Origin of the sequence: Luteimonas aestuarii (genome assembly GCF_004357985.1) — a bacterium.
In the GTDB taxonomy this organism is placed as follows: domain Bacteria; phylum Pseudomonadota; class Gammaproteobacteria; order Xanthomonadales; family Xanthomonadaceae; genus Luteimonas; species Luteimonas aestuarii.
This window is the reverse complement of the sequence record NZ_SMTF01000003.1, coordinates 323,756-340,062: the sequence shown is the minus strand read 5'-3', so window position 1 is coordinate 340,062 and position 16,307 is coordinate 323,756. Positions and strand designations below refer to the sequence as shown.

General features: G+C 66.8%; 13 protein-coding genes. 4 read left to right on the top strand and 9 right to left on the bottom strand.

Translation table 11 applies throughout. From position 1 onward, the window contains the following. The first annotated feature begins 33 nt into the window (after positions 1 to 33). Complete coding sequence (locus tag E2F46_RS06525; protein ID WP_207949542.1) at positions 34 to 1,761, top strand: alpha-amylase family glycosyl hydrolase; 1,728 nt, start codon at positions 34 to 36, stop codon at positions 1,759 to 1,761. A gap of 607 nt (positions 1,762 to 2,368) precedes the next feature. Here the strand turns inward: E2F46_RS06525 and E2F46_RS06520 are convergent. The 7 genes from E2F46_RS06520 to cyoA are packed head-to-tail and all read right to left on the bottom strand — an operon-like array spanning position 2,369 to position 9,182. After that, the gene (locus tag E2F46_RS06520; protein WP_133321278.1) at positions 2,369 to 2,905 is read right to left on the bottom strand and encodes a response regulator transcription factor; all 537 of its coding nucleotides are present in this window, start codon (positions 2,903 to 2,905) and stop codon (positions 2,369 to 2,371) included. Beyond that, positions 2,895 to 4,247: an ATP-binding protein gene (locus E2F46_RS06515; RefSeq protein ID WP_133321277.1), complete on the bottom strand. Its 1,353-nt coding sequence runs from the start codon at positions 4,245 to 4,247 to the stop codon at positions 2,895 to 2,897. Before E2F46_RS06515 ends, E2F46_RS06520 begins: the two co-directional genes overlap by 11 nt. Then, complete coding sequence (locus E2F46_RS06510) at positions 4,222 to 5,025, bottom strand: SURF1 family protein (protein ID WP_133321276.1); 804 nt, start codon at positions 5,023 to 5,025, stop codon at positions 4,222 to 4,224. Before E2F46_RS06510 ends, E2F46_RS06515 begins: the two co-directional genes overlap by 26 nt. Then, positions 5,022 to 5,438, bottom strand: coding sequence for a cytochrome o ubiquinol oxidase subunit IV (gene cyoD, locus E2F46_RS06505; RefSeq protein WP_133321275.1), 417 nt, complete (start codon positions 5,436 to 5,438; stop codon positions 5,022 to 5,024). Before cyoD ends, E2F46_RS06510 begins: the two co-directional genes overlap by 4 nt. Beyond that, on the bottom strand, positions 5,435 to 6,061 hold the full coding sequence (gene cyoC, locus E2F46_RS06500) for a cytochrome o ubiquinol oxidase subunit III (protein ID WP_133321274.1): 627 nt from the start codon (positions 6,059 to 6,061) through the stop codon (positions 5,435 to 5,437). Before cyoC ends, cyoD begins: the two co-directional genes overlap by 4 nt. Further along, on the bottom strand, positions 6,054 to 8,069 hold the full coding sequence (cyoB, locus tag E2F46_RS06495; RefSeq protein ID WP_133321273.1) for a cytochrome o ubiquinol oxidase subunit I: 2,016 nt from the start codon (positions 8,067 to 8,069) through the stop codon (positions 6,054 to 6,056). The genes cyoC and cyoB overlap by 8 nt, the downstream gene beginning before the upstream one ends. A gap of 45 nt (positions 8,070 to 8,114) precedes the next feature. Continuing rightward, on the bottom strand, positions 8,115 to 9,182 hold the full coding sequence (gene cyoA, locus E2F46_RS06490) for a ubiquinol oxidase subunit II (RefSeq protein WP_133321272.1): 1,068 nt from the start codon (positions 9,180 to 9,182) through the stop codon (positions 8,115 to 8,117). 147 nt (positions 9,183 to 9,329) lie between these two features. Between cyoA and E2F46_RS06485 the strand changes: the two genes are divergently transcribed. Further along, positions 9,330 to 10,640: an MFS transporter gene (locus tag E2F46_RS06485; RefSeq protein WP_133321271.1), complete on the top strand. Its 1,311-nt coding sequence runs from the start codon at positions 9,330 to 9,332 to the stop codon at positions 10,638 to 10,640. 65 nt (positions 10,641 to 10,705) lie between these two features. Here E2F46_RS06485 and E2F46_RS06480 read toward each other — a convergent pair whose 3' ends face one another. Next, on the bottom strand, positions 10,706 to 12,076 hold the full coding sequence (locus E2F46_RS06480; protein ID WP_133321270.1) for a hypothetical protein: 1,371 nt from the start codon (positions 12,074 to 12,076) through the stop codon (positions 10,706 to 10,708). A gap of 130 nt (positions 12,077 to 12,206) precedes the next feature. Continuing rightward, positions 12,207 to 13,238 (bottom strand): LacI family DNA-binding transcriptional regulator, encoded by a 1,032-nt coding sequence (locus E2F46_RS06475; protein ID WP_207949533.1) that lies wholly within the window; start codon positions 13,236 to 13,238, stop codon positions 12,207 to 12,209. A gap of 267 nt (positions 13,239 to 13,505) precedes the next feature. Between E2F46_RS06475 and thrS the strand changes: the two genes are divergently transcribed. Next, a complete protein-coding gene (gene thrS / locus E2F46_RS06470; protein ID WP_165967369.1) occupies positions 13,506 to 15,410 on the top strand; it encodes a threonine--tRNA ligase in 1,905 nt (634 codons plus the stop codon). A gap of 42 nt (positions 15,411 to 15,452) precedes the next feature. Continuing rightward, a complete protein-coding gene (gene infC / locus E2F46_RS06465; RefSeq protein WP_133321268.1) occupies positions 15,453 to 16,025 on the top strand; it encodes a translation initiation factor IF-3 in 573 nt (190 codons plus the stop codon). The last annotated feature ends 282 nt before the right edge of the window (positions 16,026 to 16,307 follow it).

Here is a 16,307-nt window from a genome sequence, read left to right as displayed (position 1 = left end):
CGCTTGCTACACGACAATGAGGACTTTGCCATGATGATCCGCCCTTCGCTGTTGCTTGCGTCTGCGCTCGCCCTCGTGCTGGCAGGATGCGGAACGGCGGAGCCGCCAGCGCAAACCATGCAGGCGCCGGTCCTCGAAAGCTTCCACGGCACCCTCGAGCCGTTCGCCAGCGAGACGGTGTACTTCGTCGTCACCGACCGCTTCGTCAATGGCGATCCCGGCAACGACCACCGCGACCAGGGCACCTTCGACATCCCGCTGGCGCCCTGCGACGGCGTGGCCGGCAACATCGGCTACCTCGGCGGCGACTTCAAGGGCATCGCCGACAACCTCGACTACATCCGCGACATGGGCTTCAGTGCGGTGTGGATCACGCCCGTGGTCGACAATCCCGACGAGCCCTTCACCGGTGGCGAGCCGCCCGGCTGCGGCACCATCCTCAGCGACCGCGGCAAGACCGGCTACCACGGCTACTGGGGCGTCAACTTCTTCGAAACGGACGAACACCTGCCCAGTCCCGGCATGCAGTTTTCCGACCTGGCCGGTGCGATGCATGGCCGCGGCATGAAGCTGGTGCTGGACATCGTCGGCAACCACGGCTCGCCGGCATGGACGATGACCCGCGACCAGCCGAAGTTCGGCAAGCTGTACGGGCGCGACGGCACCCTTTTGGCCGATCACCAGAACCTGCATCCAACCGAACTTGATCCCGTTGGCAACCCGCTGCACGCGTTCTACAACGCGACCGGTCCGGTGGACGCGAAGGACGGCTCGATCTTCGACGGCAACCTCGCGCAGCTGGCGGATTTCGATGCCGCCAACCCGGCCGTGCTGGACTACATGGTCGACGCCTACCTGCACTGGATCGACCAGGGCGCCGATGCCTTCCGCATCGACACCATTGCCTGGATGCCGCATGCATTCTGGAAGCAGTTCACCGACCGCATCCGCGAGAAGCGGCCGGGATTCTTCATGTTCGGCGAGGCATTTGACTACGACGCGGCCAACATCGCCACGTACACCCTGCCGCAGAATGGTGGCGTCAGCGTGCTCGACTTCCCGATGAAGCAGGCGATGGACGAGGTGTTCGGGCGCGCCGGGGCTGGCTTCGAACGGCTGGCGTCCGCGCTGTTCCTCGAGGGCGGACCGTACGCGAACCCCTACGAGCTGGCGACGTTCTACGACAACCACGACATGGCGCGCATGGACGCGAGCGACGAGGGCTTCATCGACGCGCACAACTGGCTGTTCACCGCGCGCGGCATCCCGGTGGTCTACTACGGCTCCGAAACCGGGTTCATGCGCGGTCGCGCCGAACACGCCGGCAACCGCAACTACTTCGGCCAGGCGCGCGTCGACGCCGCGTCGGATAGCCCGATCCACGCGCAGCTGACGCGCATCGCCAACCTGCGGCGGCAGTCGCCCGCATTGCAGCGCGGGCTGCAGGTCAACCTGGTGCTGGAAGGCGACGTGGCGGCGTTCTACCGCGTGTACCAGCATGAAGGCGTGGCGCAAACCGCACTGGTGTTGCTCAACAAGGGCGACGCTGCGACCCGCATCGGCATCGATGCGCTGGTGCAGTCCGGCGCGTGGCGCGATGCCTTCGATGGCGCCACGGTGGAGATCGGCGAACGCATCGACCTGGAGGTGCCTGCGCATGGGGTGCGGGTGTTGCTGCGCGATACGCCGGTGGATGCGCCGGCGTTGCGCGAGCGATTGGCTGTGCTGGCGGGCGCGACGCACGGGGCTGCCGTGCGTTGACTGCACGGCTGGTTGTTCTTGCGGTTGATGTCCAGCCTTCAGGGTCGTTGCTAGATTCGATTTTAGCAGCACAGCCCCATGTCGCTCGGAAAGGCAGATGTGTCCTTTTCACGCGACTTGCGATGGGGGCGGCGAGGCTGGCCGAAGCAAGTGCGTTCCGCCCTGAAGGGCGGGTTACTTTCTTTGCTGGCAAACTGCGAAGCGAACGGCGCAGCCGGTCAAGAAAGTAACCAAAGAAATGCTCTTCCCCGACGGAGCTAACGTTTCGGGTTGGGCTCGACGGGATTTTTCGACAGGACATCCGTGTCCTGTCGAAAAACGTCCGGCATCCATGCCGGACGCCCTCCGGGTCTTCGAGCGGTGTTGCGGCTCAACGTAGATCAAGACCCCAAAAAGCCGTCATCCCGGCGCAAGCCGGGACCCAGCGTCTTCGATCGTTCACCCGTTCTGGCAATAATAGGCACTGGGTCCCGACTTGCGCCGGAGTGACGACTGTGGAGGCCTTGGAATCGCGACGGAGCTTCCCAGCCCCCTAGAGCGCCGCACAGGGGGTGAGGAGGCACGCTTGCAAGCCATCGGCTTGCGCAACGGCTTTGCGGAACGATGTCTACTTCACCCGGCGCTTTTCCAGCTTGCGTGCAAGCGTTCGGCGGTGCAGGCCCAGCCGACGCGCGGTTTCGGAAATGTTGAAGCCGGTCTCGGCCAGCGTCTCGTGGATGTGTTCCCACTCCAGCGTCTTGATCGAGGTCTTGCGCTCGGTCAGCTGCACCTCGGCGTTGCCGGCCGAGCGCTCGAACGCGGCCTCGATGTCGTCGGTGTTCGACGGTTTGGCGAGGTAGTGGCAGGCGCCCAGCTTGATCGCCTCCACCGCGGTCGCGATGCTGGCGTAGCCCGTGAGCACCACGATCTGCATCGCCGCGTCGTGCGCGTGCAGCGCCTGCACGATGGCAAGCCCTGATGCGTTGCCGGCGAGTTTGAGATCGACCACGGCATGCGTCGGTGCGAACGCCTCCAGAAGCGCATCCAGGCCATCCGGGCCGGCAGCCAGCCGCACCGCATAGCCGCGCCGTTCGAACGAGCGCACCAAGGTGCGCGCGAAAGCGTCGTCATCCTCGACGATCAGCAGCCTGCGTTCAGTCGTCATCGCCCGGTTCCTCGACATCCTCGATGCTCCACGCCGACAGCGGCAGGGTCACCGTGACCACCGCACCGCCACGTGCGCGATTGCGCGCGGTGAGGTGCCCGCCCAGTGTACGGGCCACGTTCACCGACAGGAACAGGCCCAGTCCGCCGCCCGGACGGCCCTTGCTGGAGTTATAGGGCGCACCGAGCCGCTCGAGGATGTCGGGCGAGAAGCCCGCGCCTTCGTCGACCACTTCGATCACCAGTGCGCCGTCGCGGCAATGCGCATTCAGTTCGACGCGCGCCGGCGAAGCTTCCAGTGCATTGTCCAGCACGTTGAACACCATCTGCCGCAATCCGGTGTCGGCGACGATCCACGGGTCTTCGTCGCAGGCATTGCGGTACACCAGTACGTCGCTGGCGCGCGAGACGCGCCAGTCGGCGACCAGGCCGTCGAGGAACTGATGCAACGTGGTCGCTTCCGGTGCCTCGCCGCGGGTCTCGCCCGCGGCCAGAAGGATGTTGGTGACGATGGACTTGCAGCGCGTCACCTGCGCCTGCATCTCGGCCACGTCGCCCAGCAACTCCGGATCGGATTCGAACGTGGGCAGGTGGCGCCAGTCGCCCAGGATCACCGACAGCGTCGACAGCGGCGTGCCGAGCTCGTGCGCCGCGCCCGAGGCCAGCAGGCCCATGCGCACCACGTGCTCTTCTTCCGCCGCGCGCTGGCGCAGTTCGGCCACGTGTGCGTCGCGCTCGCGCAGGATGCGGCCAATGCGCGAGATGAACACCACCAGCAGCGTCGCCACCAGCAGCAGGCAGATCAGCAGGCCCTGCACGTAGGGATCGGCCACGCCTCGCGACGGGTCCGCCGGCAGGTCGATCGGCCCGGGAAACACCGCGAGCGCGATCGCGCAGCACGCCGCCGCCGCGGCCAGGAGCCAGTTGGCCGGCGGGCGCAGCAATACCGTGCCGACGGCCACCTGCAGCGCGAACAGGAACACGAACGGGTTGCCGATGCCGCCACTCAGGTACAACTGGACGGCGAGCGACAGCACGTCCACCAGCAGCGCGACCAGCAGCGCGGTGTTGGTCACCCGTGGCCGCCGCAACAGCCACGCCATGCTGAGCAGGTTGAAGGCGGCCAGTGCGGCCAGCACCACCAGCATCGGTCGCAGCGGCAGCGCGATGCCGATGCCGTAATGCACCACCAGGATCGCGGCCACCTGGCCCACCACCGCGATCCAGCGCAGCTGGATCAGCTGCTGCATGTTGCGCAGTCCGGCCTGCGCCTGCCCGCCGCTCATGCGGCTGCGCGGCAGGATGTCGGCCGTGGTTTCAGCGGCGTCTGGGGGTGTCGCCATGGTCGGTGCCCGTGGACAGCTGCCGACGATGGTGCCGCAAACGACGTTCGGATACGAACAGCCACGCGCCCGCGACCAGCGTCAGCAGCGCCAGCGCGAACCAGGTCAGCGCGTACTGCAGGTGGTGGTCGCGGAAGCTGACGACGGTCATGCCGCCGCGGGGCCAGCCTTGCGCGGCGCTGTCGCGGCCGGCATCGATGAAGTAGGGCGCCACGCGGTCGGCCGGCAGGCCGCGCGCCTCCGCGATGGCCTGCACGTCGCGCGAATGCCAGCGATCCTCGCCGGGTGCGTTGCTGCGCAGGAAACCGCCGCCCGGTTCATCCAGCCGCAGCAGGCCGGTGACCTGGACGCGACCGGTGGGTGGGCCGGCTGCGGTCTCGCCCGTTGGCACGAAGCCGCGGTTGACCAGCACGATCTCGCCGCCGTCCAGCTGCAGCGGCGACAGCAGCCACCAGCCGCCACCCAGCGCGGTGACCGCCTGCGTGCGCGTGGTGGGGACATCGAGGAAACGGCCGACGACGCGCACGTGCAGGTACTCGCTGTTGTCGGCATCGATGCCGGCCCAGGCATCGCGCGTTGGCGCCGGAACGGGTACGGCATGGATGCGTGCATCCACGCGTGCGACCAGGTCGCGCTTCCACGCCAGTCGCTGCACCTGCCACACGCCCAGCGTGGTGAAGCCCAGGAACGCGATCGCAAGTGCAGCGGCGAAGACGACGCGCAACACCGGGCGTTTCGGCGGCAGGTGGGTGTCGCGGTCGGCGTGCGGCGCGGTCATGGCGCGTTCTGCAGCAGCATCTCCTGCATGTCGTGCGCGCCCGGCATCATGTTGGTGTTGAGATGGTGCATGACCCACAGCGAACCGGCCAGCACGATCACCACCAGCACCAGGGTGAACACCAGCGCCAGCAGGTTCCAGCCACCCTCGGATTTCGGGTTCATGTGCAGGAAATACACCATGTGCACCACCACCTGCACCACCGCGAAGGCAAGGATCACCAGCGTGGTGATGGCTGGCGTGGGCAGCACCTTGGCCATCACCAGCCAGAACGGAATGGCGGTCAGCACCACCGACAGCACGAAGCCGGTCAGGTATTCCTTCGCGCTGACGTGGGGAATGCCGACCTCGAGGTGGTCGTGGTCGCCGTGTGCGTGCGCATCGTCGTGCGCGTGGGTGGCGAGGTCGCTCATAGGACGCCCATCAGGTAGACGAAGGTGAAGACGCCGATCCAGACGACGTCGAGGAAGTGCCAGAACATCGACAGGCAGGCGACGCGGCGTGTGTTGGCGCGGGTCAGGCCGTGCTTGCGCAGCTGGATGCACAGCACCACCAGCCAGACCACGCCGAACAGCACGTGCAGCCCGTGGGTACCGACCAGGGCGAAGAACGAGGACAGGAACGCGCTGCGCTGCGGGCCTGCACCGAGCGAGATCAGGTGCCAGAACTCGTAGACCTCGATCGCGAGGAAGGCCAGGCCCAGCAGGCCAGTGCCGACCAGCCATGCAATCAGCTTGCGCTTGTCGCGCCGCTGCATGGCGATCATCGCGAAGCCGTAGGTGATCGACGACACCAGCAGGATCGCCGTGTTGACCGCGATCAGCCGCAGGTCGAACAGGTCGGCGCCCGACGGCCCGGCCGCGTATGCGCGGCCCAGCACGCCATAGGTGGCGAACAGGCAGGCGAAGATCATCAGGTCGCTGAGCAGGTAGATCCAGAAGCCCAGCAGGGTGGCGTTCTCGGGATGGTGCTTGCCGGCGGTGTCCAGGAACACCGGCGAGCCGTCCTCACGATGCAGTGCGATGGCCTCAGACATGGACGTTCACCAGTTGCCGCGTGCGCGCTTCCTCGGTGGCGGCGACCTCGTCCGCCGGGATGTAGTAGTCGCGGTCGTAGTTGAAGCTGTGCCAGATGGTGTAAGCGATGACCGCCAGCAGCGACGCACCGGCCAGCCACCAGACGTGCCAGATCAGGGCGAATCCGCAGAGCGTGCTCAGCGCGGCCAGGATCACGCCGGCGCCGGTGTTCTTCGGCATGTGGATCGCCTTGAATCCGATGGTGGGGCGCTGGAAGCCGCGCTGCTTCATGTCCGACCACGCGTCGTTGTCGTGCACCACCGGGGTGAACGCGAAGTTGTACTGCGGCGGCGGCGAAGAGGTGGACCATTCCAGCGTGCGCCCGTCCCACGGGTCGCCCGTGGTGTCGCGCAGCTGCTCGCGCCGGCGGAAGCTGATGTAGATGCAGTACAGGAACGCGCCGATGCCGATCGCCACCAGCACCGCGCCGAACAGCGCGATCTGGAACCAGATCTGCAGCGACGGGTCGTCGAAATGGCTCATGCGGCGGGTCACGCCCATCAGCCCCAGCACGTACAGCGGCGTGAACGCCAGCCAGTAGCCGGCCAGCCAGAACCAGAACGACACCTTGCCCCAGAAGTCGTCGAGCCTGAAGCCGAACGCCTTCGGGAACCAGTGCGTCATCGCCGCGAACAGGCCGAACACCACGCCGCCGATGATCACGTTGTGGAAGTGCGCCACCAGGAACAGCGAGTTGTGCAGCACGAAGTCCGCCGGCGGCACCGCCAGCAGCACGCCGGTCATGCCGCCCACCACGAAGGTGACCATGAAGCCCATGGTCCACAGCATCGGCACCTCGAAGCGGATGCGGCCGCGGTACATCGTGAACAGCCAGTTGAAGATCTTCGCGCCCGTCGGGATCGAGATGATCATCGTGGTGATGCCGAAGAACGAGTTGACGCTGGCGCCCGAGCCCATGGTGAAGAAGTGGTGCAGCCACACCAGGTACGACAGGATGGTGATGCACACCGTGGCGTACACCATCGACGAGTAGCCGAACAGGCGCTTGCCGGAGTACGTGGACACGATCTCGGAGAACACCCCGAACAGCGGCAGGATCAGGATGTAGACCTCGGGGTGGCCCCAGATCCAGATCAGGTTCACGTACATCATGGCGTTGCCGCCGAGGTCGCTGGTGAAGAAATTGGTGCCCAGGTAGCGGTCCAGCGTGAGCAGCAGCAGCACCGCGGTGAGCACCGGGAACGACACCACGATCAGCACGTTGGTGCACAGCGCCGTCCATGTGAAGATCGGCATCTTCATCAACCCCATGCCGGGTGCGCGCATCTTGATGATGGTGACCAGCAGGTTCACGCCTGACAACAACGTGCCGACGCCTGCGATCTGCAGCGCCCAGATGTAGTAGTCCACGCCGACCCATGGGCTCAGCCCGATGCCCGACAGTGGCGGATACGCCAGCCAGCCGGTGGCGGCGAATTCGCCGAAGAACAGCGAGGCCATGACCAGCACCGCGCCGGCAGTGGTCATCCAGAAGCTGAAGTTGTTGAGGAAGGGGAAAGCGACGTCGCGCGCGCCGATCTGCAGTGGCACCAGGTAGTTCATCAGCCCGGTGACCAGCGGCATGGCCACGAAGAAGATCATGATCACCCCATGCGCGGTGAAGATCTGGTCGTAGTGGTGCGGCGGCAGGTAACCGAGGTTGTCGCCGAACGCCATGGCCTGCTGCAGGCGCATCATGATCGCGTCGGCGAAGCCGCGCAGCAGCATCACCAGGCCCAGCACCATGTACATGATGCCGATCTTCTTGTGGTCGATGCTGGTGAACCACTCGCGCCACAGCCAGCCCCACAGCTTGTAGCGGGTGATCACGGCGAGCAGGGCGAGGCCACCGATCGAGGTGCCGATGAACGTCGCCATCAGGATCGGATCGTGGAACATCGGGATCGCGTCCCACGCCATCCGCCCGGTCAGCGGGGAGTGTTCGACGGTGGTCGGGTCAAAAGCCATGGCAGGTTCCGGGGAAACGGGTCGGCGGCGCGCGCCGGGGTGGCATCAGGGCGATTTCAGCCCGCCCTGCAGGACAGGCAGCTGCTGCGCGGCGACGAGGTCGTTGACCGTGCAGGCTTCGGCGGACACGAACGGCCCGGCGCGCAGGTCGCCGCGGGTCGGTCGCACCAGCGCATCCACCGTGCCCAGGCCGAGGCCGCCAACGGCGTCATAGGCCATCATCTGGTTCATGCACAGGTGTTCGGTATCCACGCAACGGTTGACGATGGCGCTGAACAGGCCGCTGTCGACGCTGGCGAACAGCCGCGCAGGTTCGCGCTGGCTGGGCACTTCCAGTGCGAGGTATTCGCTGCGACCCAAGGTGTCGCCGGAACCGCGAGCGCGTACGATCCAGGCATCGAAGCCTTCGTCGGACAGTCCGTGGAAGCGGAAGCGCATGTGCGAGAAGCCAGCGCCGCTGTAGTTGGCGGAAAAGCCCTCGTACTCGCCTTCCTCGTTCATCACCGCGTGCAGCTTGGTCTCCATGCCCGGCATGGCGTAGATCATCCCGGCCAGCGCCGGCACGTAGAACGCATTCATCGCCGAGGAAGCGGTGATGCTGAAGCGGATCGGACGGTCGATCGGCGCAGCCACTTCGTTGACCGCCGCCACGCCGTATTCGGGGTAGACGAACAGCCACTTCCAGTCCAGCGCCACCACCTGGATCTCCAGCGGTTCCACGCCTTCCGGCACGGGTCGCCCGGGGCCGATGCGGTCGAGCGGGCGATAGGGGTCCAGCAGGTGGGTGCTGATCCAGGTCACCGCGCCCAGCGCGATGATGATCAGCAGCGGCACCGCCCAGATCACCAGCTCCAGTTGGGTGGAATGGTCCCAGTCGGGCTTGTAGGTGGCCTTGGTGTTCGCGGCGCGGTAGCGCCATGCGAAGAAGAACGTGAGCGCGATCACGGGCACGATGACGATCAGCATCAGCACCGTCGCCACCACGATCAGCTGGCCCTGTTGCGCGGCCACGTCGCCCTGCGGCGACAGCACCACGAGCTCGCACCCCGTCAGCGACAGTAGCGCGACCAGGGCGGGGAGGAGACGACTGAGGAGTGTTCTGAGCAGGGGCATTGGGGGCAGCACGCCACATTGATCCGGGTCAATGTAAGGAGGTGCGGCGTCGGCGACCATTGGACGTTTTGTCCTATCGATCCATCACCGGCGCGCTGGCAAGCTGTCAACCTGCAGATTCCCCCGTCCCGCCTGAAGCGCCCGCCGATGTCCACGCCCACCAGCACCACCACCGACCACGACCACGGCATGAAGTCGCAGTCGCACATCGCGCCGGGCGAGATCGCCGTCGGCGTGGTGGTGGGCCGCACCTCGGAATACTTCGATTTCTTCGTCTACGGCATCGCCTCGGCGCTGGTGTTCCCTGCGGTGTTCTTTCCGTTCGTCGATCGGCTCGAGGGCACGCTGTATTCGTTCGCCATCTTCGCGCTGGCCTTCATCGCGCGTCCCTTCGGCACGCTGCTGTTCCTGAAGATCCAGTCGCGCTGGGGCCTGGGCACCAAGCTCACCGCGGCGCTGTTCCTGCTGGGCACGGCAACGGCGGGCATTGCGTTCGTGCCGTCCTACGGCTCGCTGGGCGTGGCGGCGATCCTGCTGCTGGCGTTCTTCCGCACCCTGCAGGGCGTGGCGCTGGGCGGCTCGTGGGACGGGCTGCCGTCGCTGCTGGCGATGAACGTGCCCAAGGAGCGCCGCGGCTGGTACGCGATGCTGGGGCAGCTGGGCGCGCCGGTGGGCTTCATCGTGGCGGCGGGCGTGTTCGCGTTCCTGTACGCGAATCTCTCCGAGGAAGACCTGCTGGCCTGGGGCTGGCGCTATCCGTTCTTCGTCGCATTCGCGATCAACGTGGTGGCCCTGTTCGCGCGGCTGCGGCTGGTGGTGGCCGACGAGTACCAGACCAAGATGGGCGAACTGGAGCTTGGACCGACTTCAGTGACGAAGATGCTGCGTGCGAAGGGCCGCCACGTGGTGATCGGCGCGTTCGCCGCCTTGGGCAGCTATGCGCTGTTCCACATCGTGACCATCTTCCCGCTGTCGTGGATCCTGCTGTTCTCGGAGCAGTCGATCCCGCAGTTCCTGATGTTGCAGATCGTCGGCGCGTTCCTGGCGGCGGGCGCCATCGTCGCGTCGGGCTTCATCGCCGACCGCATCGGCCGGGCCAGCACGCTGGGCGGGCTGGCGGTGGGCATCGCGATGTATAGCGGCTTCGCGCCGACCCTGCTGGGCGCGGGCTCCATCGGACAAGCGGTCTTCATCCTCGCCGGCTTCATCCTGCTGGGCCTGTCGTACGGGCAGGCCGCGGGTGCGGTCACGGCGAATTTCGGCCAGCGCTATCGCTACACCGGTGCAGCGCTGACTTCGGACCTGGCGTGGCTCATCGGCGCCGCGTTCGCCCCGCTGGTGGCGCTGTGGCTGACCACCGAGTTCGGCCTGCCGTGGATTGGTGCCTACCTGTTGTCGGGGGCCATCGGTACGCTGCTTGCGCTTGGCCTGAACCGCAGGCTCAACTTCAAGAGCTGACGCGGCCGGCTGTCGATACCTGCGGTGACGCCTGCGCGTGCAGGCGCCACCGTGTCCAGCATCGGTCAGGGCGCCATTCGCGCCGTCAGCTCGTACATGCCGCTGGCACTGCCACCGAAGCTCTTCGCCACGACGGTGTAGGTGCCCGGCTGCACGTCGGTGGTGATGCGCGCATTGGTGCCGCCACCGCCGTCGTCGTCCTCGGCGACCTGTTCGCCATCGCGCTGCAGTTCCAGCACGGCGTCGAAGTCGTCGCTGGTCATGTCGACGACCAACTGGCCCGCTTGGGCGATGGTGATCCGGTAGCTGTGCGACTCGCCGTTGCTCATGCCGGTGACCGCCGTACCCAGCGCCAGGTCGCCACCGGTGCGCAGCGAGGTGCCCGCCGGCAGTGCGGCATGCGTGGCCGACAGGGTAAACAGGCCGCTGCCGCTTTCGCCAAGCCCACGGGCGATCACGGTGTAGGCGCCCGGCTGCAGAACGGTCGAGATGCGCGAGTTGGTGCCGTCGCCACCGTCGTCGTTGTCCAACGACACGCCGTTGCCGCTCAGTTCGAGCACGGTGTCGAAGTCGTCGCTGCCCAGATCAATGGTGACCCGGCCAGGTTGGGTCACGCGCAGCTGGTACTCGCGAGGGCTGCCGCTAAGGGCGCCGTGCAGCACGTTGCCGTCCAGCGACAGCGCGCCGCTGTTGCGCAGGCGCACGCCGGCGGGCAGTGCGCCCGTGGTGATGGCCAGTTCGAACATGCCGCTGGCATCGCCGATCGATTTTGCGCGCAGGGTGTAGGTGCCCGGTTCCAGTGGCACGCGCAGGCGCGAGTTCAGGCCATCGCCGCCGTCATCGTCGTTGGCCGACACGCCGTTTCCTGACAACTCCAGCATCGAGTCGATGTCGGTGGAGCGCATGTCGATGACGTAGTAGCCGGCCTGGCGGATGTCGAGGCGATAGGTCTTGCCGTCGCTCCGCAGGAAATCGACGATCTCGCTGCCCGGGCGCAGCGCGCCATCGCCCCGGTGGACCTCCAGTGCCTTGGCTTCGAGCCGGAACGGGCCGAAGGCGCGCGCGCCGGCACCGCTGACCGCCACCTCGTAGCGTCCCGTGTCGCTGGCCATCAGCGCCAACCGGGTGCTGGTGCCCGACCCGGCGTCGCAATCGCCCTGCGTCGGCCCGGCGACGGTTTCGCCATCGTGGATCACGGTGAGCCGGGCGCACAGCGCACCGGTCGCTTCCAGCCTGACCGCTTGGCCGGCGTCCAGGTCGAGCGCATAGACCACGCTGCGGCTGCCGTCGCTGAAATTGACGCGATCGGCGGTGGTGATTTCGCCGCGCACCTGGCTGCCAAGGCCGAGGGGCTGGGCTGCGGTGCCGGCACCCTGTTGGGCCAGGACAAGCGATGGCGACAGCGCCAGGGCGAACAGCACGGGGAGTTTCTTCATCGGAGGGAATCCATTCTGCGTTGGAAGGCCCGGCACCGGCGACACCGCCGGGGCCGGGGATGGCATATCAGAACCGTTCCGTGTGAACAGCGCCAGTCTTTTCAACGCCCGCGGGCGACGAACGGGGTTGTCAGCCGGCCGACGTCGACCGGCGCACGACCAGCAACGTCCGCAGTCGCTCGCTGGCGGCGGCGTCGCCGTCCACAAGCGCCACCAGTTTTTCGACCAGCAATTCCCCCGCCTGGGTGGTGTCCTGGCGGATGGTGGTCAGCGCCGGGGTGGCGATGCGCGCGGCGGGAATGTCGTCGAAGCCGACCACGGCCACGTCGTCGGGGATGCGCAGGCCGTGTTCGGCGAACACGCGCATCGCACCGATCGCGATCAGGTCGCTGGCCGCGAACACCGCGTCGAACGGCAGCCCCCGCGACAGCAGGGCCTGCGCTGCGGCTTCGCCGGATTCCTCGGCGCTTTCAGCGTCCACCTGCAGGGCACGATCCATCGCCGTGCCGGCCTCGCGCAGCGCGGCATCGCAGCCCTCGTAGCGCTCCAGGAACTCGGGGTAATGGCTGGAGGCATCGCCGAGGAAGGCGACGCGACGGCGGCCCAGCGACAGCAGGTGCTCGCCAGCCAGCCGTCCACCGCCGACGTTGTCGCAGCCGATCGACAGCCCCGGCTGGTCCGGCAGCACCGCACCCCAACGCACGAACGGCGTGCCCTGTGCCAGCAGCTTGCTCAGCTTGCCCTCGTAGGCAAGGTAGTCGCCGTAGCCCAGCAGGATCAGGCCGTCGGCCTTGTGGCTGTCGGCGTAGTCGGCATGCCAGTCGTTGGACAGCTGCTGGAACGAGATCAGCAGGTCCTTGCCGTGGCGGGCGCACGCGCGGGTGATCGAGCCCAGCATCGGCAGGAAGAAGGGGTTGATGTGCGACTCGTCTGTGGTCGGGTCCTCGAACAGCAGCAGCGCCAGCGTGCCGGTCTGCTGGGCACGCAGGTTGGAGGCGTTCTTGTCGACCTTGTAGTTGAGCTGCTCGGCGATGGCGAGGATGCGCTTGCGGGTCTCCTCGTTGACCATCGGGCTGCCGCGCAGCGCCCGCGACACCGTCGGCTGCGACACCCCGGCGAGGTGTGCGATGTCGAGGGAGGTCGCCTTGCCGCGGATGGTCATGGGCAGATGATGCCACGCTCGCCCGCGGGCCCGCCGCGGGGCCGGATTTCCGCTAGAATCGCCGCATCGCAACATGGACAGGGTGGCCCGCGGCAACGCCGGCCGAGCGTGCGACATGAGGACTACCACCGCCCATCGTTGAACCGCCCGAGGCCCGTTCCACCGGAAGGCGCCTTCGTGGCGCTTTTTTTCTTGCTCCCATCCCGCCCGAATCCTCCCGCGCCGCGGCCAATGCGCCGGCGCCACTGTCCATCACCGATGCCCGCCATGATCACCATCACGCTCCCCGACGGCAGCCGCCGTGAATTCGACCATCCCGTCACGGTGATGGAAGTCGCCCAGTCCATCGGCCCCGGCCTGGCCAAGGCGACCGTCGCCGGCAAGGTCGACGGCCGCCCGGTCGACGCCAGCGACCTCATCGACCACGATGCCACCCTGCAGATCCTCACCCCGAAGGATGCCGAAGGCGTCGAGATCATCCGTCACTCCGCGGCGCACCTCGTCGGCCACGCGGTGAAACAGCTGTATCCGGAGGCCAAGATGGTCATCGGCCCGGTGATCGACGAGGGTTTCTACTACGACATCCACAGCGAGCGCCCGTTCACGCCCGATGACATGGCGGCGATCGAGCAGCGCATGCGCGAGCTGATCGCGCAGGACTACGACGTGGTCAAGAAGATGACGCCGCGCGCGGAAGTCATCGAGGTGTTCAAGGCCCGCGGCGAGGACTACAAGCTGCGCCTGATCGAGGACATGGGCCCCGAAATCACCGCGATGGGCCTGTACCACCACCAGGAATACGTGGACATGTGCCGCGGCCCGCACGTGCCGAACACGCGCTTCCTCAAGGCGTTCAAGCTCACCCGCATCTCCGGTGCGTACTGGCGCGGCGACTCGAAGAACGAGCAGTTGCAGCGCATCTACGGCACGGCCTGGGCGGACGAGAAACAGCTCAAGGCCTACATCCAGCGCATCGAGGAAGCCGAGAAGCGCGACCATCGCAAGATCGGCAAGCAGCAGGAACTGTTCCACCTGCAGGAAGAGGCGCCGGGTCTGGTGTTCTGGCACCCGAAGGGCTGGGCGGTGTGGCAGGTGGTCGAGCAGTACATGCGGCGCGTGTATCGCCAGACCGGCTATGGCGAGGTGCGCTGCCCGCAGATCCTCGACGTGGAGTTGTGGAAGCAGTCCGGCCACTGGGACAACTACAAGGACAACATGTTCTTCACCGAGTCCGAGAAGCGGACCTACGCGGTGAAGCCGATGAATTGCCCCGGCCACGTGCAGGTGTTCAACCAGGGCCTGCACAGCTACCGCGACCTGCCGATCCGCTACGGCGAGTTCGGCAGTTGCCATCGCAACGAGCCGTCGGGCGCGCTGCACGGCATCCTGCGCGTGCGCGGCTTCACCCAGGACGACGGCCACGTGTTCTGCACGCCGGACCAGGTGGAGGCCGAGGTGCGTGCATTCCACGCGCAGGCGCTGAAGGTCTACGCCGACTTCGGCTTCGAGGAGATCCAGATCAAGATCGCGCTGCGCCCCGAATCGCGCCTCGGCGATGACGCCACCTGGGACAAGGCCGAAGCGGCACTGCGCGATGCGCTGGGCGCATCCGGGGTCGAGTGGGAAGAGCTGCCGGGCGAGGGCGCGTTCTACGGCCCCAAGATCGAGTACCACCTGAGGGACGCCATCGGCCGCACCTGGCAGCTGGGCACCATGCAGGTCGACTTCATGATGCCCGGCCGCCTCGGCGCCGAGTACGTGGACGAGCACAGCCAGAAACAGGTGCCGGTGATGCTGCACCGGGCCATCGTCGGCTCGATGGAGCGCTTCATCGGCATCCTGATCGAGCATCATGCCGGCCAGTTCCCGGCCTGGCTGGCGCCGGTGCAGGCGGTGGTGATGAACATCACCGATGCCCAGGCCGATGCCGTGCTCGGGGTGGCCAAGGCCTTGAATTCGAAGGGGTTGAGGGCGATCCCGGACGTGCGCAACGAGAAGGTCGGCTACAAGATCCGCGAACACACCCTGCAGCGGGTCCCGTACCTGCTGGTGATCGGCGACCGCGAGAAGGAATCGGGCGCGGTGGCGGTGCGTACCCGCTCGGGCGAGGACCTCGGGACCATGCCGGTGGCCGATTTCGCGGACCGGCTGGCGGCCGAAACCCTCGGCTGACGGTTGTATCCGGACCCGTTTCCGTTAAAAATCCGTATCCGTATGCCCGGCGGCCAGCGAGTCGCCGGATTCTTCCCCCTTGGAGACAGCCGTATTAGCACCCCTGACAAGCAGAACCGCCGCAATGCAGAGATCCGCGTTCCCCGTGTCCGCGTGATCGGTTCCGATGGCGAAATGATCGGCGTGTTGTCGCGCGACGAAGCCTTGCAGATGGCCGAGGACGAGGGCCTGGACCTCGTGGAGATCCAGCCCAATGCCGACCCGCCGGTCTGCAAGATCATGGATTTCGGCAAGTTCAAGTTCGAAGCGCAGAAGAAGGCCAACGAGGCCAAGAAGAAGACCAAGCAGGTCGAGATCAAGGAGATCAAGTTCCGTCCGGTCACCGACGAAGGCGACTACCAGATCAAGCTGCGCAAGATGCGTGCGTTCATCGAGGAAGGCGACAAGCTGAAGGTGAACATCCGCTTCCGCGGCCGCGAGATGAGTCACCAGGAGCTGGGCCGCGAGATGGCCGCGCGGATCGAGGCCGACCTTGGCGAGGACGTGGTGATCGAATCCCGTCCGCGCCTGGAAGGCCGCCAGATGGTGATGATGATCGCCCCCAAAAAGAAATGAACTCGCGCGCCGCAGGCGCGTGAGGCCTACCGTTCCCGTCCACCCGTTCGCGGGGGAGGGTAAAGGGTGGGGGAGGGCGCCGAGCGGCGCCCTTCGCTTTCGGGCAGGCGCGGCTCCGTTCGCCCCCACCCCAGCCCTCCCCCGTGAACGGGGGAGGGGGCGGAAGCCCGGCCGGGCGCAGCGCAGGGGGTTCGAATGGCCCGCGCGGCAGTGGCACGCAGCGGGCCATCCTCACTCCCTTCAACGGGGAGGGGTCGAGCGCAGGGATGAGAGTGCAAGGCA